This is a genomic window from Bacillus sp. TH17 (assembly GCF_016651125.1).
In the GTDB taxonomy this organism is placed as follows: Bacteria; Bacillota; Bacilli; order Bacillales; family Bacillaceae_G; genus Bacillus_A; species Bacillus_A mycoides.
The window spans coordinates 1300038-1323053 of sequence record NZ_JAEKEN010000001.1 but is presented as its reverse complement, the minus strand read 5'-3'; the positions used below and the strand labels follow the sequence as shown (position 1 = coordinate 1323053).

The 23016-nt window shown below is 37.2% G+C and carries 26 protein-coding genes; 4 read left to right on the top strand and 22 right to left on the bottom strand.

Annotated features, from left to right (window positions below):
• Positions 1-60 precede the first annotated feature (60 nt).
• The 13 genes from JFT95_RS06695 to JFT95_RS06635 form a co-directional block, all read right to left on the bottom strand.
• Positions 61-1356: an NtaA/DmoA family FMN-dependent monooxygenase gene (locus JFT95_RS06695; RefSeq protein WP_201051780.1), complete on the bottom strand. Its 1296-nt coding sequence runs from the start codon at positions 1354-1356 to the stop codon at positions 61-63.
• Positions 1357-1522: 166 nt separating this feature from the next.
• A complete protein-coding gene (locus JFT95_RS06690; RefSeq protein ID WP_033716436.1) occupies positions 1523-2296 on the bottom strand; it encodes a flagellar basal-body rod protein FlgG in 774 nt (257 codons plus the stop codon).
• Between the two features lie 43 nt (positions 2297-2339).
• Positions 2340-3650, bottom strand: coding sequence for a flagellar biosynthesis GTPase FlhF (flhF, locus tag JFT95_RS06685; RefSeq protein WP_201051777.1), 1311 nt, complete (start codon positions 3648-3650; stop codon positions 2340-2342).
• A 14-nt stretch (positions 3651-3664) separates the two neighbouring features.
• Positions 3665-5731 (bottom strand): flagellar biosynthesis protein FlhA, encoded by a 2067-nt coding sequence (gene flhA, locus JFT95_RS06680; RefSeq protein WP_088039130.1) that lies wholly within the window; start codon positions 5729-5731, stop codon positions 3665-3667.
• Positions 5732-5754: 23 nt separating this feature from the next.
• Positions 5755-6801 (bottom strand): flagellar type III secretion system protein FlhB, encoded by a 1047-nt coding sequence (flhB, locus tag JFT95_RS06675; RefSeq protein WP_002011992.1) that lies wholly within the window; start codon positions 6799-6801, stop codon positions 5755-5757.
• Between the two features lie 10 nt (positions 6802-6811).
• Positions 6812-7573 (bottom strand): flagellar biosynthetic protein FliR, encoded by a 762-nt coding sequence (locus JFT95_RS06670; RefSeq protein WP_001055697.1) that lies wholly within the window; start codon positions 7571-7573, stop codon positions 6812-6814.
• Between the two features lie 15 nt (positions 7574-7588).
• Positions 7589-7864, bottom strand: coding sequence for a flagellar biosynthetic protein FliQ (locus JFT95_RS06665; protein ID WP_002011993.1), 276 nt, complete (start codon positions 7862-7864; stop codon positions 7589-7591).
• 33 nt (positions 7865-7897) lie between these two features.
• Positions 7898-8656 carry a flagellar type III secretion system pore protein FliP gene (locus tag JFT95_RS06660; RefSeq protein WP_101165693.1) on the bottom strand — a complete coding sequence of 253 codons (759 nt, stop codon included), beginning with the start codon at positions 8654-8656 and terminating at the stop codon, positions 7898-7900.
• Positions 8653-8973 carry a hypothetical protein gene (locus tag JFT95_RS06655; protein WP_000121176.1) on the bottom strand — a complete coding sequence of 107 codons (321 nt, stop codon included), beginning with the start codon at positions 8971-8973 and terminating at the stop codon, positions 8653-8655. The genes JFT95_RS06660 and JFT95_RS06655 overlap by 4 nt, the downstream gene beginning before the upstream one ends.
• A 12-nt stretch (positions 8974-8985) precedes the next feature.
• The gene (gene fliN, locus JFT95_RS06650; protein WP_201051776.1) at positions 8986-9345 is read right to left on the bottom strand and encodes a flagellar motor switch protein FliN; all 360 of its coding nucleotides are present in this window, start codon (positions 9343-9345) and stop codon (positions 8986-8988) included.
• Between the two features lie 10 nt (positions 9346-9355).
• Positions 9356-10342, bottom strand: a complete 987-nt coding sequence (gene fliM, locus JFT95_RS06645) for a flagellar motor switch protein FliM (protein WP_088039127.1) — start codon at positions 10340-10342, stop codon at positions 9356-9358.
• Positions 10343-10357: 15 nt separating this feature from the next.
• Complete coding sequence (locus JFT95_RS06640) at positions 10358-10582, bottom strand: flagellar motor switch protein FliN (protein ID WP_088039126.1); 225 nt, start codon at positions 10580-10582, stop codon at positions 10358-10360.
• A gap of 62 nt (positions 10583-10644) precedes the next feature.
• The gene (locus tag JFT95_RS06635; RefSeq protein ID WP_201051774.1) at positions 10645-11430 is read right to left on the bottom strand and encodes a lytic transglycosylase domain-containing protein; all 786 of its coding nucleotides are present in this window, start codon (positions 11428-11430) and stop codon (positions 10645-10647) included.
• A gap of 254 nt (positions 11431-11684) precedes the next feature.
• Here JFT95_RS06635 and JFT95_RS06630 point away from each other — a divergent pair, with 254 nt between their 5' ends.
• The 4 genes from JFT95_RS06630 to JFT95_RS06615 all read left to right on the top strand — a co-directional run bounded on the left by JFT95_RS06630 (position 11685) and on the right by JFT95_RS06615 (position 15398).
• A complete protein-coding gene (locus JFT95_RS06630; protein ID WP_201051772.1) occupies positions 11685-12524 on the top strand; it encodes a flagellin N-terminal helical domain-containing protein in 840 nt (279 codons plus the stop codon).
• Between the two features lie 57 nt (positions 12525-12581).
• Positions 12582-13433 (top strand): flagellin N-terminal helical domain-containing protein, encoded by an 852-nt coding sequence (locus JFT95_RS06625; RefSeq protein ID WP_201051771.1) that lies wholly within the window; start codon positions 12582-12584, stop codon positions 13431-13433.
• Between the two features lie 77 nt (positions 13434-13510).
• Positions 13511-14344, top strand: coding sequence for a flagellin N-terminal helical domain-containing protein (locus tag JFT95_RS06620; protein ID WP_201051770.1), 834 nt, complete (start codon positions 13511-13513; stop codon positions 14342-14344).
• A gap of 253 nt (positions 14345-14597) precedes the next feature.
• Positions 14598-15398, top strand: a complete 801-nt coding sequence (locus tag JFT95_RS06615) for a flagellin N-terminal helical domain-containing protein (protein ID WP_201051769.1) — start codon at positions 14598-14600, stop codon at positions 15396-15398.
• 86 nt (positions 15399-15484) lie between these two features.
• On the opposite strand, the gene JFT95_RS06610 is transcribed toward JFT95_RS06615, so the two are convergent.
• The 9 genes from JFT95_RS06610 to fdhD form a co-directional block, all read right to left on the bottom strand.
• Complete coding sequence (locus JFT95_RS06610; RefSeq protein ID WP_201051768.1) at positions 15485-16537, bottom strand: P-loop NTPase; 1053 nt, start codon at positions 16535-16537, stop codon at positions 15485-15487.
• A 20-nt stretch (positions 16538-16557) separates the two neighbouring features.
• Positions 16558-17046, bottom strand: a complete 489-nt coding sequence (moaC, locus tag JFT95_RS06605) for a cyclic pyranopterin monophosphate synthase MoaC (RefSeq protein WP_201051766.1) — start codon at positions 17044-17046, stop codon at positions 16558-16560.
• 48 nt (positions 17047-17094) lie between these two features.
• Positions 17095-17331: a molybdopterin converting factor subunit 1 gene (gene moaD / locus JFT95_RS06600; protein WP_201051764.1), complete on the bottom strand. Its 237-nt coding sequence runs from the start codon at positions 17329-17331 to the stop codon at positions 17095-17097.
• Positions 17332-17335: 4 nt separating this feature from the next.
• Entirely contained in the window at positions 17336-17800 is a 465-nt protein-coding gene (locus JFT95_RS06595) for a molybdenum cofactor biosynthesis protein MoaE (RefSeq protein WP_201051762.1), read from the bottom strand.
• The gene (locus tag JFT95_RS06590) at positions 17781-19094 is read right to left on the bottom strand and encodes a molybdopterin molybdotransferase MoeA (RefSeq protein WP_201053601.1); all 1314 of its coding nucleotides are present in this window, start codon (positions 19092-19094) and stop codon (positions 17781-17783) included. The genes JFT95_RS06595 and JFT95_RS06590 overlap by 20 nt, the downstream gene beginning before the upstream one ends.
• Before the next feature lie 19 nt (positions 19095-19113).
• Positions 19114-20130, bottom strand: a complete 1017-nt coding sequence (locus tag JFT95_RS06585) for a molybdopterin-synthase adenylyltransferase MoeB (protein ID WP_201051760.1) — start codon at positions 20128-20130, stop codon at positions 19114-19116.
• Positions 20131-20173: 43 nt separating this feature from the next.
• On the bottom strand, positions 20174-20968 hold the full coding sequence (locus JFT95_RS06580) for a formate channel (protein WP_201051757.1): 795 nt from the start codon (positions 20966-20968) through the stop codon (positions 20174-20176).
• A 207-nt stretch (positions 20969-21175) separates the two neighbouring features.
• Entirely contained in the window at positions 21176-22192 is a 1017-nt protein-coding gene (gene moaA / locus JFT95_RS06575; protein WP_201051755.1) for a GTP 3',8-cyclase MoaA, read from the bottom strand.
• Positions 22193-22208: 16 nt separating this feature from the next.
• Positions 22209-23009 (bottom strand): formate dehydrogenase accessory sulfurtransferase FdhD, encoded by an 801-nt coding sequence (gene fdhD / locus JFT95_RS06570; RefSeq protein WP_201051753.1) that lies wholly within the window; start codon positions 23007-23009, stop codon positions 22209-22211.
• Between the last annotated feature and the right edge of the window lie 7 nt (positions 23010-23016).

Here is a 23016-nt window from a genome sequence, read left to right as displayed (position 1 = left end):
TTCCGAATTTTTATTCGAAATAAAAAGCCTTCTTTTGAAAGGCTTTTTGTGCATAATGAATTATTTCAACTGTAGAGCATTTGATATATTACCCTCCAAATGCTCACGTAAGGTTGAACCTGTATACTCTTCTCTAAATACACCTGCTCTCACGAATAAAGGAATGACTTCACTAAAGAATAAATCCAATGATTTTGGAGGACCGCCTGGAATTGCAATAAATCCATCTAGTGCTCCTGCTTCAAACCTTTCCATAATTTGTTTGAAAACGTCTTGTGGTGTGCCAATAGCGACCCAATGAGCAGAACCAACAACTTCTGGTCGTTCTAGTATTTGCTCAACAGTTGGTTCATTTTTTATGATGAAATTCCGTAATAATTCGGCATGTGTTTTACTACGTACAGCTTGATTTCTACTTGGTAGCATATGTTCAGTAACCTTACTTTCTAATGGAAGCCCTCTAACGTCTAATCCGAGAACCATTTCGAGTAAAGCGTACCTCTTCTCTTTTGTAAGGTGTTGGTGAGCTTGCCTGTGCATTTCTAGTGCTTCTTCATATGAATCACCAATAAAGAAATATAAACCTGGCAATACACGTATATCCTCTTGCTTTCGGCCATGCTTTTCTGCTCTTCTTCTTAAATCTTGACGAAGTTCGATTCCTGATTCTACATCTGGCATTGCGGCAAAAATCGCATCCGCAACAGAAGCAGCGAAATTCCGGCCAGACTCTGAAGCACCAGCTTGAAATAAAGGCATTTCCCCAGAAATATGTTGCGGGATATTAAGTGGACCTTTCACCTCAAAATGCTCACTACGATGCTCAATTGGCTGTACCATTTCTCTAATTACATCTGCGTTGTCTTCTTTCAAAACTTCATAAGGATGACTCCTCCAAAGTTTTCTTACTAACTCTGTACATTCTGCCGCTTTCGCGTATCGTTCCTCAGATGGTGGCATCCCTGTCTCACCAAAGTTTTCAGCACCATCAATTGATGTGACAATGTTCCAACCTACTCGGCCGTTACTAATCCAATTTAAAGATTGTAGTTGCCTCGCTAGTATATATGGTGGATAAAATGATGTTGAAGCGGTCGTAACGACTCCAATCTTTTCTGTTGCATAAGCAATAGCAGTAAACAATAGTGTCGGATCTAAAATTACATTCCCCTTATTACGAGCAATTAAATCAGGATGTGCCACTAAATAATCCGCTTTAAAAACAAAATCTAACTTCGATTTTTCTGCTCGTTTCGCTAACTCTACTTGTTCATCAATTCCCGAATCAAATATACAATCTTCTTTCTTTCTAGAAATTAAACATAATCCAATGCAAAGTTGTTTCTTTGTAGACATACACACCATCCCCTTATTTTTAATTTACCTAGTTAAGCAATGTTGCTATCATTTTGAAATTCCATTCTTATGAAAAAGGATAAAATGATATTGATAATCATTATCATTTTATGATGTTACTGAAATAAATGCAATAACAAAAAAGACTCCCGCTAATGGGAGTCCTTTATCTCAATATTTCATTTGCTTCTTTTTCATAAATTTTATCAAACGAAGTCATAATACGTTGCGATGCTTGAATCATTTTTTGACTCGACATAAGATCTGCCATCTCTTTCGTCATATCCACATTTGAATTTTCTAGCATATGATTTTTTACTATTCCTGTTCCGTTCGGTAAATCAGCGAGGTTACCTTCTGCTAGTGTAAAACTCTTATTTTCTCGTTGCACAAGGCGAGCATTCGTTTCTGCATCTACTGTTTTCGTTTGCAAGCGGCCAATATTATTTTGTGTTACTTCATCGTATAATGTACCGTCTGCTTGTACAGCTATCTTTGCTCCTTCTGGAATACGAATACGTTCATTATTCTCACCCATTACGAAAGCACCAGATGCTGTTTGTAAATAACGATCACTATTTAATGTAAAACTACCGTCTCTCGTTAAAAATGTTTCATCATTTTTAGATGTAACGAAAAATGATGATGTGCCAGCCGCACCGTCGTCTAAAAAGAAATCTGTAGCACTATTTGTCATTTGTACATTTCCTTGTACTAAGTTCACATGCGTCGCAGCTGGTACGACAGCGTAATCGACCGAGCCGATATTTGTCGCCGATCCGTCTCCACGGCGATATGTGTCTTGCACATCAAATACTTTAGACGTCATGTTTTCTGCTTTAAATCCTGTCGTTTGGGCATTTGCGACGTTATTCGAATGAACATTAATATGCTGCATGTAATTCATCATACCCATAGAACCTATATAAAGACCGTTCATACTCATTTGAATAAGGCAAGCGCCTTATTCTTCACCTCTTTTCTTACGATGTTTGTAACATTTGTTTTACTAAATGTTCCGCTGTAGCGATATGTATATGTTGCTTCACGTCTTGTCCGTCTGTCATTAATACAATTGGAGCTGATGATACTGCTGGAATTTTCAACAATTCACCACTACTTGCTGTTTCATCAAATTTCGTAAACACGATACCATCAATATGAATATCTTTAAAGTTCGTAATGATTTCAATCATGTCTTTACTTTTCATAGAAGCTGATAACGTTAAACAAATATAATCTGGCTCTACTTGCCCCATCGTCTCAATCATTTCTTCAACCGTTTCTGACGTACGATAATTTTTTCCGGCTGTATCTATTAAAATATAATCGACGCGCGCTTCTTCTTTAAAATAAGTAAGCGCCCGTGCCATTGCGGCTTCATCCCGCACAGCGATTACTTCTGATCCAATTGTTTTCACGTAATCTTGCAGTTGCTGTACCGTTCCGATGCGAGAGTGATCTGTCGTAATAAAACCAACCGTTTTTTTCTTACCGTGAAACTGCCATGCCATTTTCGCAAGTGTCGTCGTTTTTCCAACGCCAGTTGGACCGATTAATGCAATTGTTTGTACCTCTTTTTCAAATACGTTTTCAGTATTGAAATGAGATCTCATATCTTCCAATATGTATTCGATGACTTCTTCTTCTGTAATCATCGTCGCATTCTCAAACTTCACTTTTAATTTTTCAGCATATGCATGAATGAAATATTGTTCCACATCGTTTTGTTCTAACATCCGAATTACTTTTTGAATAATAAATGGTACAGATTCCTGATTTTCTTTTTTTATAACTACTTCTTCTTTTTTTACAGGAATAGCTTGTTTCACAACAGGCTGTTTTTTAGCTACTTTCGTCTCTTCTGTATGTTTCACAACGACAATACCCTTTTCAAACAGTTGTAATAGTTTCTCTTTTTTTCTTGCCCATTCTTCACTATTCCCTGTTTGCATCGCTGCGTATGACATAGAAGTCGTTACGTTTTCTAAATTGTGCAAGACAGATTGAATTCCATTCACCTTCACGATTTCTTCTGAAGGTTCACCTACAACATCCATTAATTGCTCATGAAATTGAGTTGTTCCTTCGCTATTTTCAGCCTGTTTATCTTCAGGAAAAGCGACTAACATTTCATAATTCTTCTTCCAAAAAAACGGGATGTTTCGTTTTACACTTTCATCGACAACGTAGTAATAATCTGTACCATATTGGTCAAATAACTTTCGATACAATTCATTTTTCGAAGCTGCTTTTATTCGCATTAACGCTTCTTTTTTTTCTGTACTTTCCATTACTTCACCCCCTACTATTCAATATAAGCAATTTGATCTACAACAATTTCTGGTGCTAATTCACTAATACATAATACTTTAGCTTCTATTTGATAACGTTCAAGAAGTCTCACAATCGCAAATCTGAAATCTTTTCTACGCGTTAATAATACTGGCTCTCTTCCCATTAAACGAGCTTGTTTGAAAACGCGCTGTACTTGCTCTACTACTCGCGTTTCTAAATCTAAATCCCAGTTTAATAAATAACCTTGATATGAATTATTAACAACCTCCGCATCTAACTCGATTGAATCAGCGAAAAGCGCCGCATAAATTTTCCCATCAGGATTTTTCGCACTCTCACAAATAACTTTTGAAATACATTCACGAACAAATGCCGTTACACCATCAACATGATTCTGATAAATTTCTTTCCCGTCAATAATACCTTCAATAATTGTCGGCAAATCACGAATAGAAATTCCTTCTTTCAGAAGTTGTTTAATAACATTTTGAACGAGTGATAAATCAATTTCTTTCTTCTTAATCTCTTCTAATAAAACGCCATTATCATTTTCAAGCGAGTTAATCAAGTCCTTCACATGTTGACGCTGAATTAACTCATGAAGGTTACGTCTAACGACTACATCTAAATGCGTAATTAATATGCTAAGCGGCTCTAATACTTGATAGCCTTTCATTTGTGCATCTTGTACCATATGCTCCAAAATCCAATATCCATCTTCACCGAAGATTGGATCTTTCGCTGGCTCTGCATCTAAATCAGCCATTACGTTCGGTGTTTTCAGTGCTAATAAATAACCTGATTTTAAAACACCTTCAGCAGCTTTCGCACCTTTAATACGAATAATGTAGCGTCCACGTGGTCTAAAACTCGTATTATCTTTAAAGTTAATTCCAGGAACGTTAATACCAAGATCAGTAATAATTGATTTCCTCATTAGAACAACTTTATCACGAGCTGTTTCCCCTTTAATTTTCTGCTTTACAAGTGCCGCTAAATCTAAACCGAGTTCTACAATAATCGGATATTTATCTGTAAAGACTCCGAATGAATCTTCCACTTGCTGTAATTGCTCATCCTCGCCTTGAATCATTTCTAATTCTTTTTGAAGCTCGTCTTCTTTTTCTTTCTTTATTCGCTTTTTATTGCGAATTCCTAAGAAAATAATCGTGCCTCCAACGAGAGCAAATGGTAGAAATGGTAGCGGTGTAAAAACACCCATTGCGATAAATAAACCACCAAGTGCATATACAACAACTTCATGCGCTAATAACTCTTTAAAGATTCCTTCAGTTACTGTATCAGGTGAACCGTCAAATACACGCGTTACGATAATACCTGTTGAAATCGCAAGCATTAACGAACCGATTTGGTTTACAATTCCGTCACCGACAGTTAACTGTGTATAGTGAATAGCCGCATCTGCAAAGCTCATCCTTTGCTGCATCATACCAACAATTAAACCGAAAATAATGTTTACGAATAAAATGACAATCCCGAAAATAACGTCCCCTTTAATGAACTTTCCGGCACCATCCATCGCTCCGTAAAACTCTGTTTCCATATTTAATTTTTTTCGTTTCGCCTGTGCATCTTTTTCTGTAATAAGACGCTGATTCAAGTCAGCATCGATAGACATTTGTTTCCCTGGTAAAGAATCAAGTGTAAAACGAGCTGCTACTTCAGCTGTACGAGACGCACCGTTTGCAACGATAAACTGGAATATGATTAATACTATAAAAATAACGATACCAATTAATAAGTTCCCGCCAATTACGAACTGGCCGAACTCTTCAATAACATGACCCGCATTTCCGTCTGTTAAAATCGCTCGCGTCGTCGAAACGTTAATCGATACGCGGAAAATCCCGATTAATAACAACATCGTCGGAAATGACTTTAATTCATCCCACTCGTTAATACTTGTAGCTCGCATATAAATAAGCACTGACATACTTAGTAGAAAAACAATAACGATATCAAGTATAAATGGTGGAAGTGGAATTAAGAGCGCCACAACGAATGACGCTGCTAAAAAGATAGAAAAATAGGTTCTTGCAGAATCCATCTTAAACAAAGAGATCCCCTCCAAACGCGCTATTATACTTCAAGTTCTTTCGTTTGAATTAAATAGCGCATAACTTCAATTACAGCTACATATAAATCTTCTGGAATCGTCTCATCTTCCTCGACTTGATAATATAAAGAACGAGCGAGCGGACGGTTCTCTACCATTGGTATTTCTTGTTCACGGGCAAGCGTTCGTATATATAATGCGAGCTCATCTTCCCCTTTTGCAACGACAATAGGCGCCGCATCAACTTGTTTATTGTAACGAAGCACCACTGAAATATGCGTCGGGTTGTTCACAATAAACGTTGCACCATCCATCTTCTTCGCGATTGTCCCTTGCAAGATGGCATGCATAAAGTTTTTTCGTTTCCCTTTTACTTGCGGGTCCCCTTCATTATCTTTATGCTCTTGTTTCACTTCTTCTTTTTTCATCTTAATATCTTGTTCGTACTCCCATTTTTGATAAATGAAATCAATAATAGAAAGAATGATTAAAATAATTAAAATGGCTAAAAAGATAAATTTAATTTGGCTAATAATTTCAGTAAGTGACGCTGTCCAGTTAAATCCAATCATACTAACAATCTTCTCTAAATTCTTTTTAAAGAGAACGTACGAAACGTAACCGATTAATCCCATATAAAACAGTGATTTCAAAATATCTACTAAACTTTTACGACTAAACAATCTCGTAAAATAGTTTTTCGGATTAATACGTGACGCTTTCGGCTTAAGTACTTTAGAAGAAAATAAGAAACCAACTTGAATCATATAATTGAACAAATGAAAAGCATATACGAGTATTAATATGGGAGCCGATACTTTCAGAAGTAATATACCCATTAAATAAAAATACTCGGTCGAATCTGTATTTTTTCCAATTTGATCAAACAGTACCGCTACGGAATGTGCGATCTCATACCCGAGCCAATCTCCGAAAAAGTAAACGACAACTGCTAATACAAGAATGGAAAATAAATTATTTAAATCTTTACTCCGGGCGATATTCCCTTCTTCACGCGATTTTTTACGCTTCTGCGGGGTGGCCTTTTCTGTTTTATTATCCTTTGCCATGCGCGTCCCCCTACTTCGTTAAGAAAAAGTTAAATAGTTTCGTATACTCTTCCAGTAATACGTCTGTCATATTTTTAAACACATAACCGAGCATCGGTACACTCATCGCAATAAACAAAATACCACACGTTATTTTAATTACGTACGCATTCATAAAAACGTTTAATTGCGGTGCATTTTTTGCGATTAAAATAAGGACGAAATTAATAATGAATAGACTGCCCATAAGTGGCAAAGCAATTTCAACCGCTGATGTAATCGCAAATAATAACGTTGCGAGTAGACTATCTAAAAAACTAGTCGTCAACAATTTTGAAATCGCCTCTGTATATTGAAACGACTTTAAAATCGTGGCAACGAAATAGTTAATGCCTCCAAGTGAAATAAAAATAATAAGAAAAAATATATCAAAAATTGTTGATAGCAAAGTGGACTGTGACCCTGCATTTACATCAAATAAACTCGCCTGTGATAAACCGATATCAAAGTCTAAAATATGCCCTGCCATTTTCGGAATGTTCCACAGCATCTCTACAATTTTTGAAAGTGATAATCCAATTACAATTTGCGTTCCTGCATAAGCTGCTACATCCCAAACTGTCTTTATGTGAGAGACATCCACTTGATCTGCCACTGTAATCGAAAGAGCGAGTCCAAATGTAACCTTTGCCATCGCCGGAATTGATCGGCCTGAGAAAAATGGTAGAAAATATAAAAATGAAGTAATGCGGCAAAACGCAAAAAACGTCGCCGCCCATAATTCCATATTCATTTCAGTTCACCTATCTTAGTACGAACGCAATAGCGATGGGATTTTATCAAATAAATCTAAAATAAGCATCGTTAACTCTTGAAACATCCACGGACCTAAAATGATAATAACGAGTACAATACTCGCCATTTTCGGTAAAAACGTCAGCGTTTGCTCTTGAATTTGCATCATAGCCATAATGACAGCGATAATAATAACGACAATCATACTTACAACGGCAATCGGCATTAAAATCATAACCCCTTTATAAAAAAAGGTTTGGAAAATATCTATAATTGGTGACGTATTCATTTATATGACTCCTATCACATAGCATCAAACGCTTCAGGCGACCGTTTTAAACATAATATCGACGATTTTTGTATATCCACCTAAATATACGAAAACGAGTATTTTAAATGGTAAACTTAAAATCATCGGCGGTACCATCATCATCCCAAGGTACATTAAAAGTGTACTAATAATTAAATCAATAAAGACAAACGCTAAATAAATGAACATCCCTGTAAGTAAACCTTTTTGAATTTGCGTTAACGTAAAGGATGGCACAAGCGTAAACAATGAAAGATCCTTTAAATCTTTCGGCAACTCTTCTCCACGCACTTTCAGCATCATTTTCAAATCATGCTTATACGTATGCTTCGACATATAATCTTTCATAATAGGAGCTGTCGTCTCCGCAGCTTGACTTACTGTTATTTTTTCTTTCGTCATCGGGTCCCACACATCACTCTTTAACTGACCAAGCACTGGCTGCATCGTAAATAGTGATAAGAATAAAGCGAGTCCAACCAGCACTTGGTTTGGTGGTAAATTCATAACCCCAAGCCCTTGACGAGTAATCCCAAGAACGATCATAAAATAAGTAAAATGCGTAAATAAAAGAACGATAGAAGAAGATAATGATAGAAGGGTAACGAGTGCGAATAGTTGTACACTTGAATTACTCGTAAACTCTTTTCCATTTTCGAAATTAATAAAACCGTTCGGGGCTGCATACGCTGGATTTACAAAAACAATTGAAAAAACGATAGAAAATACGAAAATAACGGCTAATAATGATAACTGTTTCTTTATTCTCATGATGGATCCTCTACTTTTTTCGTTTCACTCTTCACCGCGTCTTCTAGCGCTTGTTGAAACTGATTTCCTGTTCCTGTTAATTGCACAGACTGCACACCATTATTACTAATAACAGTGAATACTTGCTTACCATCCACTTCAAATAAAAAAGCGCTCGTTTGATGATTTAAATACACACCGTCTTTTACTTGAATATGACCATTTTCACCTTGCTTAAAAAACTGCTGTTTGCGCGTCTTTTTCGTCATATAATATGCACCGTAGCCGAGCGCACCAAACAGTAAAACGACTTGAAATAAGGTCGTCATATACGACATATGACTCCTCCTCTACTCTTTATCTTGCATTTGACTTTGCGCCTTCATTAGCGCAGCTTGCTTTTTATCAGCTTCAATTTCAGAAATAATAATGCCAAACTTCTCGTCCATTACTATCGCCTCACCAATACCGACTTTCATATCACTTAAATATACATCTACTTTATGTCCTAAATTTTTCTCTACTTCAAGAACATCGCCAACTTTTAATTGTTTCACATCGCCAAGCTGAATCGATGACTTCCCAAGCTTTACACCAAGTTCAATCGAAATATCCGAAACGGTATCAATATGCGCTTTACCTGCTTCATTTCGCTTCCCTGCAAATTCTTCTAATCCCATTAATGACACGGGAGATACTTCATGCTTCATATGGATCCTCCTACTCTATAAAACTTTTAAATAGGAGCGCCTTACGCGTTCCATCTTTCCCAACAAAACAATTAAATTTATGTTTCCCATCTACATAACCACGCAATTGATCTGAAACTTTCGTATGAAGCGGAATAATATCGCCTTCTTCAATTTTCTCAATCTCACCAATCGTCATCTTTTGCTCACCAATCGCAACGTGAACAGGTTTGTACACTTGATTTACTTTCACTTCTACTTCAGACGTATATTTTTTACGCTTATCTGAAGAATGTTCGACAATATTTTCAGACGTTAACTTATCCATAATCTCTTCAACAGATAAGAACGGAATTCCGATACGCACCGTCGTATTCCAAAAATCTGTTTTCATATTTACGTTAAGTAATGAAATGATATCGCTCGCTGTCGTAATCTTTAGCGCATTCGGATCTGTCTCCGTCGTTACAAACTTCGGTTCAATCGCAACAACGCTTTCAAATGATTGCTCTAAATTTTTACAAAGAAGCAAGAATATATTATCAAGCGTTAAAAACTCAAACGCCGTTAGCGGTCTGCGCATCGTAAAGTTACGCTTACTATCTCCGCCAAGCCAGCATTCATGAATATAAATAACGAACGCTAAATCAATCTCAATAACAATTTCTCCAAGCTCTGGTAAACCGAGATCAATAACGCAATATAAATAATAATCTTTCGGCATTTTCTCCACATACTCACTCGTAAATGGAACTTGCTCAACGGCCGAGGGCTCTAGCTCAATTGGAATACGCATACGCGCCGCCAACGTCTGTGACGTCTGTTTTCCAAACGTAGAAGCGATTGCTTGCAAACTACGTAAATGCTCAACACCAAACTTCTCCGGTCTATTAAAATCATACTCTTGAAATTTCTCCTGCTTCCCTGCTTCTTGTGCGAAAGCTGGCATTTCCTCGCCTTCATTAACCGCCTTCAGCAGGGCATCAATTTGCTCTTGGCTTAATTTTTCGCCACTCATGATAATCCCCTTTCCCTACCTTTTCAATTCAACGATTTCAACGTACATTTTCCCATTCTTCGTCAAAATCTTTCCGGTTCCAATCTCTTCATTCTCAAGCATAAGACGCACCGTCTTTTTCGTTGAATTTTCAAGACGATACAATGTACCTTTCGTAATATGAAGTAGATCTTCAATTTTCTTTTTCGTATTTCCGATTTCAAAATAAATTGTTAACGGAATATCATCTTGTAATTTCAAATCTAGCCAACTCCCATATCATGTTCACGAAAATTTCATGTTCTCTCTATATATGAAATTTCTTATTTTGAAACGTCGATATTTAATATTTTTTTAATATATCCTTGCGTTTCTTTAAATGGTGGTACGCCTCCGTACTTTCTCACATTACCAGGACCCGCATTATAAGAAGCGAGCGCCAATACTAAGTCGCCGTTATTTTTCTTTAAATAACCGCTTAACTCTTTCACGCCGCCCTCAATACTTTCAGCTGGTGAAAATGGATTTTTTATACCCATCTCTTTCACATTCGCTGGCATAAGCTGCATAAGCCCCATCGCACCTGCATGTGACACCGTTTTCGGATTAAAATCTGATTCTACTTCAATCATTTTTTGAATTAACGTTTTTGGAATTCCGTATGTACTGCTAGCGCGATCAATAATGTCCTCATACTTACCTTCATTGGAATAACGTATTTTTTGAATATTATACTTCTTCGTTAATCCCCACGTATCAGCAGCCTCATTTTTCGTTTCTGGGAAACGCCGTTCAAACTCCTTTTGCGCGACTTGCACTTCATCTACTTTCTTCGTTTCAGCTTTTTCTTCAGGCTTACTCACTTCCTCTACTTTATTAATAGATTGTTCCGGCTTATTAACAACCGTTTCTATTTTCGTAGATTGTACCGGCTGACTCATATCTTCTATGTTTGCCGGCTGCGTAGTACCCTTCGTCTCCTTCGCAGGTTCACTCTGCAACTTCTCTTGAAAACGACTACTAACGAATGCTTGTGGACTACTTAGCTTTTGCTGAATTTGTCCTTTCTTATATGCAAGCACTTCTTTTACTATATTTCCAACTACCATAATATCACCTTTTCGGTAAACAAAGATAATCTAATATTAGAGTTTTTTTAAAAGTTTGCAATAATCCTTTTGATAATATTGTAATAAAAAAATGAACAAATAGAAAATTATCATTTTTTTATATTCAATAATTACAATTAATCGTTGACACGATATATACCAAGGATTACAATTAATCTCGAAATTGATTTTTTTGCATATTTACGTTTATCAATTAACAGAAAAATCAATATAAAAAAATGGGGGTTCTTATCATGAGAATTAATACAAACATTAACAGCATGCGTACGCAAGAGTACATGCGACAAAACCAAGACAAAATGAATACATCTATGAACCGTTTATCTAGCGGTAAATCAATCAACAGTGCAGCTGACGATGCGGCTGGCTTAGCTATCGCTACTCGTATGCGTGCGAAAGAAGGCGGCTTAAACGTTGGAGCACGTAACACACAAGACGCTATGTCTGCTTTACGTACTGGTGACGCTGCATTAGGTTCAGTTTCAAACATCTTACTTCGTATGCGTGACCTTGCAACACAAGCATCAAGCGGTACAAACAACGATAAAGATATCGCATCTATGGACAAAGAGTATCAAGCATTAGCACAAGAAATTGATCATATTGCTGACAAAACAAATTTCAATGGTAATGCATTTTTAAATAAAGGTACTGATGGTAAAGATATCACGATTCAACTTTCTGATGCTTCAAGTGATACAATGACAATCGCAGCTATCGAAACAAAAGCTATAACAACTGCAACTTTAGCTACAGCTACAGCTACAGGCCCAGATAAGGCTTTAAATGCAGCTTCTGCACCAGCTCAAATCACAGCTCTTGACACTGCTATTCAAAATATTGCTGACGCAAGAGCAACTTTCGGTTCTCAATTAAACCGTTTAGACCATAACTTAAACAACGTAACGAGCCAAGCTACTAATATGGCAGCTTCTGCTTCACAAATCGAAGACGCTGATATGGCAAAAGAAATGTCTAACATGACAAAGTTTAAAATCTTGAACGAAGCTGGTATTAGCATGCTTTCTCAAGCAAACCAAACACCACAAATGGTTTCTAAATTATTACAATAAGCCATTTAAAAAGAGAGATTTCTTATAAACAATTAAAAACTAATGGGGGTTCTTAACTTGAGAATTAACACAAACATTAACAGCATGCGCACACAAGAGTACATGCGACAAAACCAAGACAAAATGAATACATCTATGAACCGTTTATCTAGCGGTAAATCAATTAACAGTGCCGCTGACGATGCAGCTGGTTTAGCTATCGCTACTCGTATGCGTGCGAAAGAAGGCGGCTTAAACGTTGGAGCACGTAACACACAAGACGCTATGTCTGCTTTACGTACTGGTGACGCTGCATTAGGTTCAGTTTCAAACATCTTACTTCGTATGCGTGATCTTGCAACACAAGCATCAAGCGGTACTAACAACGATAAAGATATCAAATCTATGAACAAAGAGTATCAAGCATTAGCACAAGAAATTAATCATATTGCTGATAAAACAAATTTCAATGGTAACGCATTTTTAAATAAAGGTACGAATCCTGGTGAGGGTAAAGATATCACGATTCAACTTTCTGATGCTTCAAGTGATACAATGACAATCGCAGCTATCCAAACAAAGTCTATAACAACTGATAAGTTAGCAGTTGGACCTGATCCAGATGATGCAGTTAAGAATTTAACTGCTACAACTGCAGCAGCTGAAATCACAGCTCTTGACACTGCTATTCAAGAAATTGCTGACGCTAGAGCAACTTTCGGTTCTCAATTAAACCGTTTAGACCATAACTTAAACAACGTAACGAGCCAAGCTACTAATATGGCATCTTCAGCTTCTCAAATTGAAGATGCTGATATGGCAAAAGAAATGTCTAACATGACCAAGTTCAAGATTTTAAACGAAGCAGGCATCAGCATGCTTTCTCAAGCTAACCAAACACCACAAATGGTTTCTAAATTATTACAATAAGCCATTTGAACATATACTCTCTGTAGTATATAAAGAGTTTTCTTTTAAATAATTAAAAATTAATGGGGGTTCTTATCATGAGAATTAATACAAACATTAACAGCATGCGTACGCAAGAGTACATGCGACAAAACCAAGACAAAATGAATACATCTATGAACCGTTTATCTAGCGGTAAATCAATCAACAGTGCAGCTGACGATGCGGCTGGCTTAGCTATCGCTACTCGTATGCGTGCGAAAGAAGGCGGCTTAAACGTTGGAGCACGTAACACACAAGACGCTATGTCTGCTTTACGTACTGGTGACGCTGCATTAGGTTCAGTTTCAAACATCTTACTTCGTATGCGTGACCTTGCAACACAAGCATCAAGCGGTACAAACAACGATAAAGATATCGCATCTATGGACAAAGAGTATCAAGCATTAGCACAAGAAATTGATCATATTGCTGACAAAACAAATTTCAATGGTAATGCATTTTTAAATAAAGGTACTGATGGTAAAGATATCACGATTCAACTTTCTGATGCTTCAAGTGATACAATGACAATCGCAGCTATCGAAACAAAGAAATTAACAACTGGTACTTTAGCAACTGCAACTGATGGAACAAAGAAATTAGATGCTACAAATGCAGCAAGTGAAATCACAAAACTTGACGATGCTATTCAAAATATTGCTGACGCAAGAGCAACTTTCGGTTCTCAATTAAACCGTTTAGACCATAACTTAAACAACGTAACGAGCCAAGCTACTAATATGGCAGCATCTGCTTCTCAAATTGAAGATGCTGACATGGCAAAAGAAATGTCTAACATGACAAAGTTTAAAATCTTGAATGAAGCAGGCATCAGCATGCTTTCTCAAGCAAACCAAACTCCACAAATGGTTTCTAAATTATTACAATAAGCCATTTGAATTAGTTTCATGAATAAACCTCTCTGCTTGCGGAGAGGTTTATTTTTTCTATATAAACAGATTAAAGACTTCTCTTTTGCTTAAATAGAAGCTCTAGCCATATTTAGTAGCGGCCAGGGCTTACTTTACCCTCGTCCCTTGTATTAAAACAAAAAGATAAAATAAGCATAAGTCTTTTTATCCTTCCATAGCCGTTTATTACTTTTAGAACACTAACTATATCAATCTATAAGGAGTGTCTATTATGCGTATCGGTACGAATGTTTTAAGTATGAATGCTAGGCAGTCGTTGTATGAGAATGAAAAGCGTATGAATGTTGCAATGGAGCGTTTGGCGACTGGTAAGAAGTTAAATGATGCTTCTGATAATCCAGCAAATATTGCGATTGTGACTCGTATGCATGCGAGAGCGAGTGGTATGCACGTTGCGATTCGTAATAATGAAGATGCGATATCAATGCTTCGTACAGCGGAAGCTGCCCTTCAAACTGTGACGAATATTTTGCAGCGTATGCGTGATTTAGCTGTCCAATCTGCGAACGGTACAAATTCAAATAAAAACCGTGATGTACTGAATAAAGAGTTTCAATCCTTAACAGAACAAATTGGCTATATTGGCGAGACAACTGAGTTTAATGATTTATCTGTATTCGATGGACAAAGCCGTCCTATTACGTTAGACGATATCGGTCATACGGTAGATATACCAAAAAACATTCCCCCTTCCCCTACACAACATGACATCAAGATTTCAACTGAACAAGAAGCAAGAGTCGCGATTCGTAAAATTGAAGAAGCTTTACAAAATGTATCACTTCATCGTGCCGATCTTGGCGCTATGATCAATCAATTGCAATTTAATATAGAAAATTTAAATAGTCAAAGTACAGCGTTAACCGATGCTGCTTCTCGAATTGAAGATGCGGATATGGCGCAAGAAATGAGCGACTTCTTAAAGTTTAAATTGTTAACTGAAGTTGCGCTTAGTATGGTTTCGCAGGCTAATCAAATTCCACAAATGGTTTCTAAGTTACTACAATCTTAAATATAACCTTTAAAACTATTGAAATAACTCCATTAAAAATAAAAAGTGAGATACATATATGCTATGTATCCCACTTTAATATCAACCTATCCATTATAAATTAGATCCTCAGCTAAAGAAGTAAAGATTTCTCCAACAAGCGAATCTTCATCATATACACACGATTCTTTATTTTCCTCACGCTTCGCAAACGGTATTTGTGCTATCACTTCCGTTTGCAGTTGTTCTGCTAACATTTCACCACCGCCTTTTCCGAAGAGATAGTTTCTTGAGCCATCTTGTTCTTCGTAATATGCCATATTTTCAACAATACCTAAAATATCGTGTTTCGTATGTTTTGCCATTACGCCTACTCTAGACGCGACAAATGAAGCTATATTGTGAGGCGTTGTAACGATAATTTCCTTCGCCTGCGGAATCATTGCAGCAACATCTATCGCAACGTCCCCTGTTCCAGGTGGTAAATCTAAAAGAAGATAGTCTAATTCTCCCCAGTGTGTGTTCGCCAGGAAGTTTTGAATCCATTTGTTTAACATCGGTCCGCGCCACATTACTGGGTTATTACCTTCTGTAAAGAATCCCATCGACATAATTTTAACACCGTGACTAACGACGGGAATTGCTGTTTGATCAATCATTATTGGCTTTTCATTCGTTTCCATCATAGCTGGGATACTGAATCCGTATATATCTGCATCTAAAATCCCAACCCTTTTCCCCATACGAGCTAACGCAGTAGCAAGATTAATCGTCACAGTTGATTTTCCGACGCCGCCTTTTCCGCTTGTTACAGTAATAAAACGTACCCCTGAATCAGGTTGCAGCATACTAGGCATGCCTGTTTCTGTTCTAGCTTCTTTCTTTAAAGACGCTGTTAATACAGCTCGTTCTTCCGGTGTCATTGAGCCAAATGTTACGGAAACTTTCGACACTCCAATGTTTCGAAGTGAGTCTTCAATATCTTGTTGTATTTTTGCTTTCAACGGACAACCTTGAATCGTTAAAACTACTTCTAGCCCAACTTCTGTACCATCTATTTTTATATTTCTAACCATGTTTAATTCCACAATACTTTTGTGTAACTCTGGATCTTCTACATGGCTTAAAGCGTTCATAATTTGTTCGTGAGTAATCATCATACACATTCCTTCCATTGTAATTATTTTACCTTGTGAAAAAAGTCTCCGCTTTTTCCACCCGTTTTTTGAACTAAATATGTTTCTTTCATAACCATCGTTTTATCAACTGCTTTACACATATCGTAAAAAGTAAGGGCGGCGATTGATACAGCCGTTAATGCTTCCATTTCTACTCCTGTTTTTCCGCTGCATTTTACTGTCGCTCGTATGATTAATTCATACCCATCAGTTTTCTTTTCATAATGAAACGTAAAGTCTGTTCCTTGGATTAATATCGGGTGACACATCGGGATTATATCCGCTGTTTTTTTAGCACCTATTATGCCAGCAACTTGTGCTACTTGAAGCGGGTCTCCTTTTTTCAACCCACCACTTTGAATTGCTTCAAATAATTCATTTGATAAAGAAATTGTACTTTGCGCAACAGCTGTGCGTGTTGAAATGTCCTTTTGAGAAATATCAACCATTTCAGCTCTTCCCTCTTCATTCCAGTGCGAAAATTCACTCATAATGATCCTCCTTAACGTATGAAAATTTTGATACTCGAATAGAAAAAATTAACCTCCACTTACAGGCGGGATAAACGCGACAGTATCTCCAGCTCTTACAATATCTTCGTCCGTTACAAATTCTTCATTAATCGCCACCATAACTTTATCTAGCGTCTGTAATTGATAGTGATCTTTCAGCCATTTTTTCAATTGATGAACATTCATCTCTCGTTTTTCTATTATTACTAATCTCTCTGAGCCGACTTCTTCTCGTAAATTTGCGAACAATAAAATTGTAATCATTCTCTCATTCTTCTTTCTTTGGTTTTCCTTCTGGATAGGGAGTATTTTCAAGTTGATCACCAATCCACTCCGTTCCATCTTCCCAAAATTCTTTTTTCCAAATTGGGACGATTCTCTTTATACGTTCAATTGCGTATTCATTCGCATCGTACGCTACTTTATGATGCGGCGACGATACTGCAATAACAACGGCGATATCCATTATTTCTAATCGTCCTACTCGGTGCGTGATTGCTATTTTCGCATCCGGCCACTTTTTCTTAATTTCTTCTCCAATTGCAGTAAGCTTTTTTACCGCCATCGGTTTATATGCTTCATACTCAAGATGTAACGTTCGTTTTCCTTTCGTTAATTCCCTTACTGTTCCAATAAAAGTTGTAATTGCTCCCGCTTCGCGTCTTGCTACTTTATCCGTTACTTCTTGAGCTACAATCGGAGTATCTACAATTTCAAATCGTGCTTGTCCCATCAAAACCTCTCCCTTCTTTACGAAATGTCCAAGGCCATTCACTACCTTCGTTATCTTCTAATAAGAGAATGTCTACAAACATCCCTTTCTTATATCCTCTCGTACCGCCTGGTAGTACAATAAAAATGTTTGATTCCGCTAATGAAGAGACGGAACTAGATTTATCAAATCCTGATGGATAAGCGATTAGTTGTCCTTCGTTATACTTCAGCTTACCTCGTACAAATCTTGTAAATGGATTAGGTTTTAGAAAGTCTTCTCCGAGCATTGCTTTTTCTCGTTTTACATGTGGTGTTTCGCTAAACATATACGCACGAATGCTAGGTTTTACGAATAATTCAAAACCTACGTAACAAGCAGAAGGATTACCTGATAACCCAAATAATAATTTTCCGTTTAATTGTGCTACGGTTGTGACACTTCCTGGCCGCATAGCAACTTTATTAAAGAGAACTGATGCACCTGATTTTTCATATATAGCTGGCAAATAGTCATAATCCCCTACTGAAACACCACCAGTTGTAATTAACATATCAACTTCGCTTAACGCTCTTTTCACTGCTTCATAGCACGTATTCAAATCGTCACTAAACTTCCCAAAGTATTTTACTCTTCCACCCGCTCTTCGAATTTGAGACGATATCATATACGTATTACTATTTCGGATTTTCCCAGATTGTAGTTCTTCATTTACATCGAGAAGTTCACTGCCAGTCGCTAATAGTCCAATTATAGGCTTTTTCGCTACTGGAACTTCGCTATAACCGAATGTAGCAAGAAGAGCTGAAATACCCGGATTAATGTAACTACCTCTTTTTGCGAGAACGGTTCCTTTCTGAACATCTTCACCTTGAAAGGATATATTGTCCCCTTCTTTAAATGAGCGTCGCACTTCCATATAGCTTTTTCCGATATTGTCATATTGACGATGACGAGTCAGTTCTAGCATGACGACCGCGTTACATCCTTTCGGAATTTGCGCCCCCGTCATAATTCGTACTGCTTGAAATGCTCCTACTTCTTTATAGAATACGGAACCTGCTCCAATTTCACCGATTACTTCGAATACGATTGGATTCTCACGACTCGCCCCTGTCGTATCTTCTGCTCTAATAGCAAATCCATCATATGGCGAGCGAGCGAAGGAAGGGACATCGTGATCCGCTATTAAATCATCTGCTAATGTACGTCCGTATGCTAATTCCAGTGGTACTAGTTCTTTTACACCACAATTAGCAAATGCCATCACTTTATGAACAGCCTCTTCAACTGTAATTGGCACTCTTCTTTCCATCATTACCAATCCCTCTCTATTATCCTAATAACCGATAGTATAGTTGTTTCGCTTTTTGAATTTCATTCGTGCCGTGAATAAATACACGACCATCATGAAAAATGACGATGCGATACTCTTCTAATTGGCAAGAGAGCAAATACGGATTCCGATCAACTTTCCCGTGGTTCTCTAATACTTTTTCTAACTCATCAAAGTTGTAATGTCTATTATGCGCCGGTCTAATTTGAACTGTATTTCTTCCGCATAAAACAGCTGTCTTCGTTTGATTTTCGTATGATAAATAAGGATAAGTTCTATTTGTTCCGCACGAAGGACAGTCTTCCGTTTTGATTTTCCCTAGTTTGATAAAATGATGTTGATTATTCCATATATCAAACATTAAAAATGCTTTCCTAACCGCTTCATAGTCTTCTACTAAAATTTTGAATGCTTCTGCCACTTGGTACGCTGCAACGATTTGAACAGCTGGACTAATAATTCCAACTGTGTCACACGTCGCCCCTGTAACAGGAACACTTTTCAACACACAATGTAAGCACGGTGTTTTCTTCGGAATAATTGTATAGCTCATGCCATAACTTCCGACACAAGAACCGTAAATCCAAGGGATATTGTATTTTTGTGATGTATCATTGATCACGAACCGAATATCGAAATTATCTGTCGCATCAATAATGACATCCACACCACCTAATAAAGCTTCCATATTATCTACTCTTGCATCCATTACTAGCGCTTGAATTTGCACGCTTGAATTAATTTGTTTGAGACGATTCTGCGCTGCGATTGCTTTTGGCAATTTTTCTATCGCATCTTGTTCAGCGTAAAGCTGTTGCCGCTGTAAATTGCTCCATTCTACGTAATCGCGATCGATAATCGTTAATTTCCCGATACCTGCACGTACAAAGCTTTCTGCACTGGCACTGCCTAATGCACCTGCCCCTATTATTAATACATGCTTATTTCTAATCTTCTCTTGCCCTTCTTTTCCAATAGGAGTGAACAACTGTTGTCGTGAATACCGTTCTATCATGAGGTATCCTTCCTTTCATTTAGAAAATCCGCTTCAATTACTATTATTTTTTCAATACATCTTCTTCGGTAGCACTTTGTTTCTGATAACAAGAAAAATAAGCGAACCCAACAAAGCCAGCTCCGCCAATTACATTTCCAATAAAGACTGGAACAAAGTTTTTCGCAAGGTCCATCCACGTAAGGTGTCCCGCAAAAATAACAGCTGAAATGACAAACATATTTGCTACTACTTGCTGAAATCCAATGACTACAAACGCCATAATCGGGATCCAAATCCCAACAATCTTTCCGATCAAATCGTTCGTTCCGTAAGCTAACCAAATCGCCAGGCAAACGAGCCAGTTACAACCAATTGCTAAAATTAACGTTCTCCCGAAAGATTCATGTAACTTATCTTGAGCTATCGCTATCGTCTTATTTAAATACGCCCCCTCTGTAAGCCCGCCAAGATGACCGAAACAATACGCTACGAAAAGTGCACCTACAAAGTTAGTTAAAGTAATCCAGGCCCAATTGTGTAACACATGTTTCAATGAAATTTTCCGTGCATAAAGTGCCATGGACATTGACATCATATTTCCCGTAATTAATTCTCCTCCTGTTAACACAACGAGCATCAGTCCGATAGGAAAAACCGCTCCTCCTATAAAATTGACTAAACTTCCCCATTGCTCCGGTACATTACCGAGAACACGAATATTAAGTAAAAATCCTAACGAAATGAATGCTCCTCCTAAAAAACCAAGAATAAGCATTGCGGATAGCGGTTGCCTTACCTTTTGAACACCGGATTCAATCACAAGCGCAGCGATTTGTTCCGGTTTATGAAATGCCATAACCAATTCCTCCATTTTTCTCATCTAAAAAAAGCAGCACCAAAAACCCTTAACATCGTAAGGATTTTTGAATGCTGCTTAATCTCTCTGCATATCTCTTACAGAAATATCAATCATCATTTTTACTATACGCATAGAAAGTGTACAAAACTTGCACATTTCCCACTATTTACGTTAACAAAGAGAATCTACATTCTTAGTAGCTTCTCAGCCACCGATATGCGACATTTCAATTTTCGGCATTGTTTTTTTATTCGTATTGCTTAACCGTTCATCTGAATAATGGTCTGAACGATTATTCCAAATGTCACGAATAACATTAGTAATCTCTTCATCCGTATATCCAGAACGAAGTAATTCTTTAAGATCGTTTCCTTTAGAAGCAAACAAACAAGTATATAATTTTCCTTCTGCGGAAATACGCGCTCTCGTACACGATGAACAGAACGAATCTGTTACAGATGAAATAATTCCTATTTCTTCATCACTCCCGATATAACGATAACGTGTCGCAACTTCACCAGGATAGTTCGCTTCAATACGTTCAAGCGGCATCACTTTATGAATCATCTCTACTATTTCTTGCTTAGAAACTACTTCGCCTAATTCCCAGCCGTTAAAATTTCCGACATCCATATATTCAATGAACCGAAGGATATGCTTATTCTCTTTAAAGTACTCTGCCATCTGAACGATGTCTTGTTCATTTTTCCCTTTTTGAACAACCATGTTCATTTTAATTTTCATTCCGGCTTCCGCCGCAGCCTGTATTCCTGCAAGAACCGTTTTTACTTTACTTCTATTCCCATTTAAATAAGAGAAACGTTCTTCATTTAACGAGTCTAAACTAACTGTTACACGAGATAAACCCGCCTTATATAAATCAGATGCAAACTTTTTAAGTAATGATCCATTTGTCGTTAAACCAATATCCTCCACTCCGTCAATTTCGTTTAACCGCTGTATGAGTTTAGGTAGGTCTTTTCGAAGTAAAGGCTCTCCCCCAGTAATACGTAACTTTCTGACACCTAAAGAAACGAAAATACGTGTAATCCTTTCAATTTCATCAAAAGATAAAATTTTATCATTAGACAAAAAAGAATAATCACGACCAAATATTTCCTCCGGCATACAATATCGACAGCGAAAATTACAACGATCGGTAACAGAAATACGTAAATCCTTTAAAGGACGATCCAATTTGTCTAATGTAACAGATTTCATATTTATTGCCTCGTTTCTACTTATTAATATTTATAATCCGCTTTGGATGCGTATATACATTTAAAGATTTATTACGAATGAAGCCTATTGTAGTAATCCCTAACTGCTCCGCTAGCTCTAATGCTAACTCGGTTGGAGCTGATTTTGACAATATTACTTCACAGCCAATTTTCGCAACTTTCAATAGAATTTCAGAAGAGATACGTCCACTAAAAACAATAATTTTATCACCAATAGAAATGTTGTTTTTTAAACAATAACCGTAAATTTTATCTAAAGCGTTATGTCTTCCTATATCCATCCGGCTTAAAATAATTCCATTCACATCACATAAAGCTGCATTATGAACGCCGCCTGTATGTTGAAACGTAGACGCAGACTGCTGCATATCATTCATTAACCGAAAACAATCCTCGGCAGAGATCTTTACGCGAATATCATTCATTTCTTTCGCAGTCAGCGCATCGTTCGCAAAAACAAACCCTTGCCTACTCATTCCACAGCACGAAGTAATATAACGTTTGTTTTGCATGTCACGATAATAAGGATTGATTTTCGTCGTTTTTACATGTACATAGCCTTCTTTTTCTTGCACCCATATTTCATCAATATCTTCATACTTTCGGATAATGCCTTCCGAGGCTAAAAAGCCAATTACCATATCTTCAATATACTCCGGAGTACTAACCATTGTAACAAATTCCTGGCCGTTAATTTTAACCGTAACAGGAAACTCTGTTACAATGCTGTCCTCTATATGTTTAAATTCCCCTTGCTCATATTTAAAAATTTTCCGTTCCACCTGAATCGATTTCACGATGAGC

What these genes read in the sequence shown, in the direction of transcription:
- JFT95_RS06695 (WP_201051780.1), bottom strand. Translation starts at nt 1,356, where the DNA reads ATGTCTACAAAGAAACAACTTTGCATTGGATTATGTTTAATTTCTAGA.
- JFT95_RS06690 (WP_033716436.1), bottom strand. Translation starts at nt 2,296, where the DNA reads ATGAACGGTCTTTATATAGGTTCTATGGGTATGATGAATTACATGCAG.
- flhF (WP_201051777.1), bottom strand. Translation starts at nt 3,650, where the DNA reads ATGGAAAGTACAGAAAAAAAAGAAGCGTTAATGCGAATAAAAGCAGCT.
- flhB (WP_002011992.1), bottom strand. Translation starts at nt 6,801, where the DNA reads ATGGCAAAGGATAATAAAACAGAAAAGGCCACCCCGCAGAAGCGTAAA.
- JFT95_RS06670 (WP_001055697.1), bottom strand. Translation starts at nt 7,573, where the DNA reads ATGAATATGGAATTATGGGCGGCGACGTTTTTTGCGTTTTGCCGCATT.
- JFT95_RS06665 (WP_002011993.1), bottom strand. Translation starts at nt 7,864, where the DNA reads ATGAATACGTCACCAATTATAGATATTTTCCAAACCTTTTTTTATAAA.
- JFT95_RS06660 (WP_101165693.1), bottom strand. Translation starts at nt 8,656, where the DNA reads ATGAGAATAAAGAAACAGTTATCATTATTAGCCGTTATTTTCGTATTT.
- JFT95_RS06655 (WP_000121176.1), bottom strand. Translation starts at nt 8,973, where the DNA reads ATGTCGTATATGACGACCTTATTTCAAGTCGTTTTACTGTTTGGTGCG.
- fliN (WP_201051776.1), bottom strand. Translation starts at nt 9,345, where the DNA reads ATGAAGCATGAAGTATCTCCCGTGTCATTAATGGGATTAGAAGAATTT.
- fliM (WP_088039127.1), bottom strand. Translation starts at nt 10,342, where the DNA reads ATGAGTGGCGAAAAATTAAGCCAAGAGCAAATTGATGCCCTGCTGAAG.
- JFT95_RS06635 (WP_201051774.1), bottom strand. Translation starts at nt 11,430, where the DNA reads ATGGTAGTTGGAAATATAGTAAAAGAAGTGCTTGCATATAAGAAAGGA.
- JFT95_RS06630 (WP_201051772.1), top strand. Translation starts at nt 11,685, where the DNA reads ATGAGAATTAATACAAACATTAACAGCATGCGTACGCAAGAGTACATG.
- JFT95_RS06620 (WP_201051770.1), top strand. Translation starts at nt 13,511, where the DNA reads ATGAGAATTAATACAAACATTAACAGCATGCGTACGCAAGAGTACATG.
- JFT95_RS06615 (WP_201051769.1), top strand. Translation starts at nt 14,598, where the DNA reads ATGCGTATCGGTACGAATGTTTTAAGTATGAATGCTAGGCAGTCGTTG.
- JFT95_RS06610 (WP_201051768.1), bottom strand. Translation starts at nt 16,537, where the DNA reads ATGATGATTACTCACGAACAAATTATGAACGCTTTAAGCCATGTAGAA.
- moaC (WP_201051766.1), bottom strand. Translation starts at nt 17,046, where the DNA reads ATGAGTGAATTTTCGCACTGGAATGAAGAGGGAAGAGCTGAAATGGTT.
- moaD (WP_201051764.1), bottom strand. Translation starts at nt 17,331, where the DNA reads ATGATTACAATTTTATTGTTCGCAAATTTACGAGAAGAAGTCGGCTCA.
- JFT95_RS06595 (WP_201051762.1), bottom strand. Translation starts at nt 17,800, where the DNA reads ATGGGACAAGCACGATTTGAAATTGTAGATACTCCGATTGTAGCTCAA.
- JFT95_RS06590 (WP_201053601.1), bottom strand. Translation starts at nt 19,094, where the DNA reads ATGGAAAGAAGAGTGCCAATTACAGTTGAAGAGGCTGTTCATAAAGTG.
- JFT95_RS06585 (WP_201051760.1), bottom strand. Translation starts at nt 20,130, where the DNA reads ATGATAGAACGGTATTCACGACAACAGTTGTTCACTCCTATTGGAAAA.
- JFT95_RS06580 (WP_201051757.1), bottom strand. Translation starts at nt 20,968, where the DNA reads ATGGCATTTCATAAACCGGAACAAATCGCTGCGCTTGTGATTGAATCC.
- moaA (WP_201051755.1), bottom strand. Translation starts at nt 22,192, where the DNA reads ATGAAATCTGTTACATTAGACAAATTGGATCGTCCTTTAAAGGATTTA.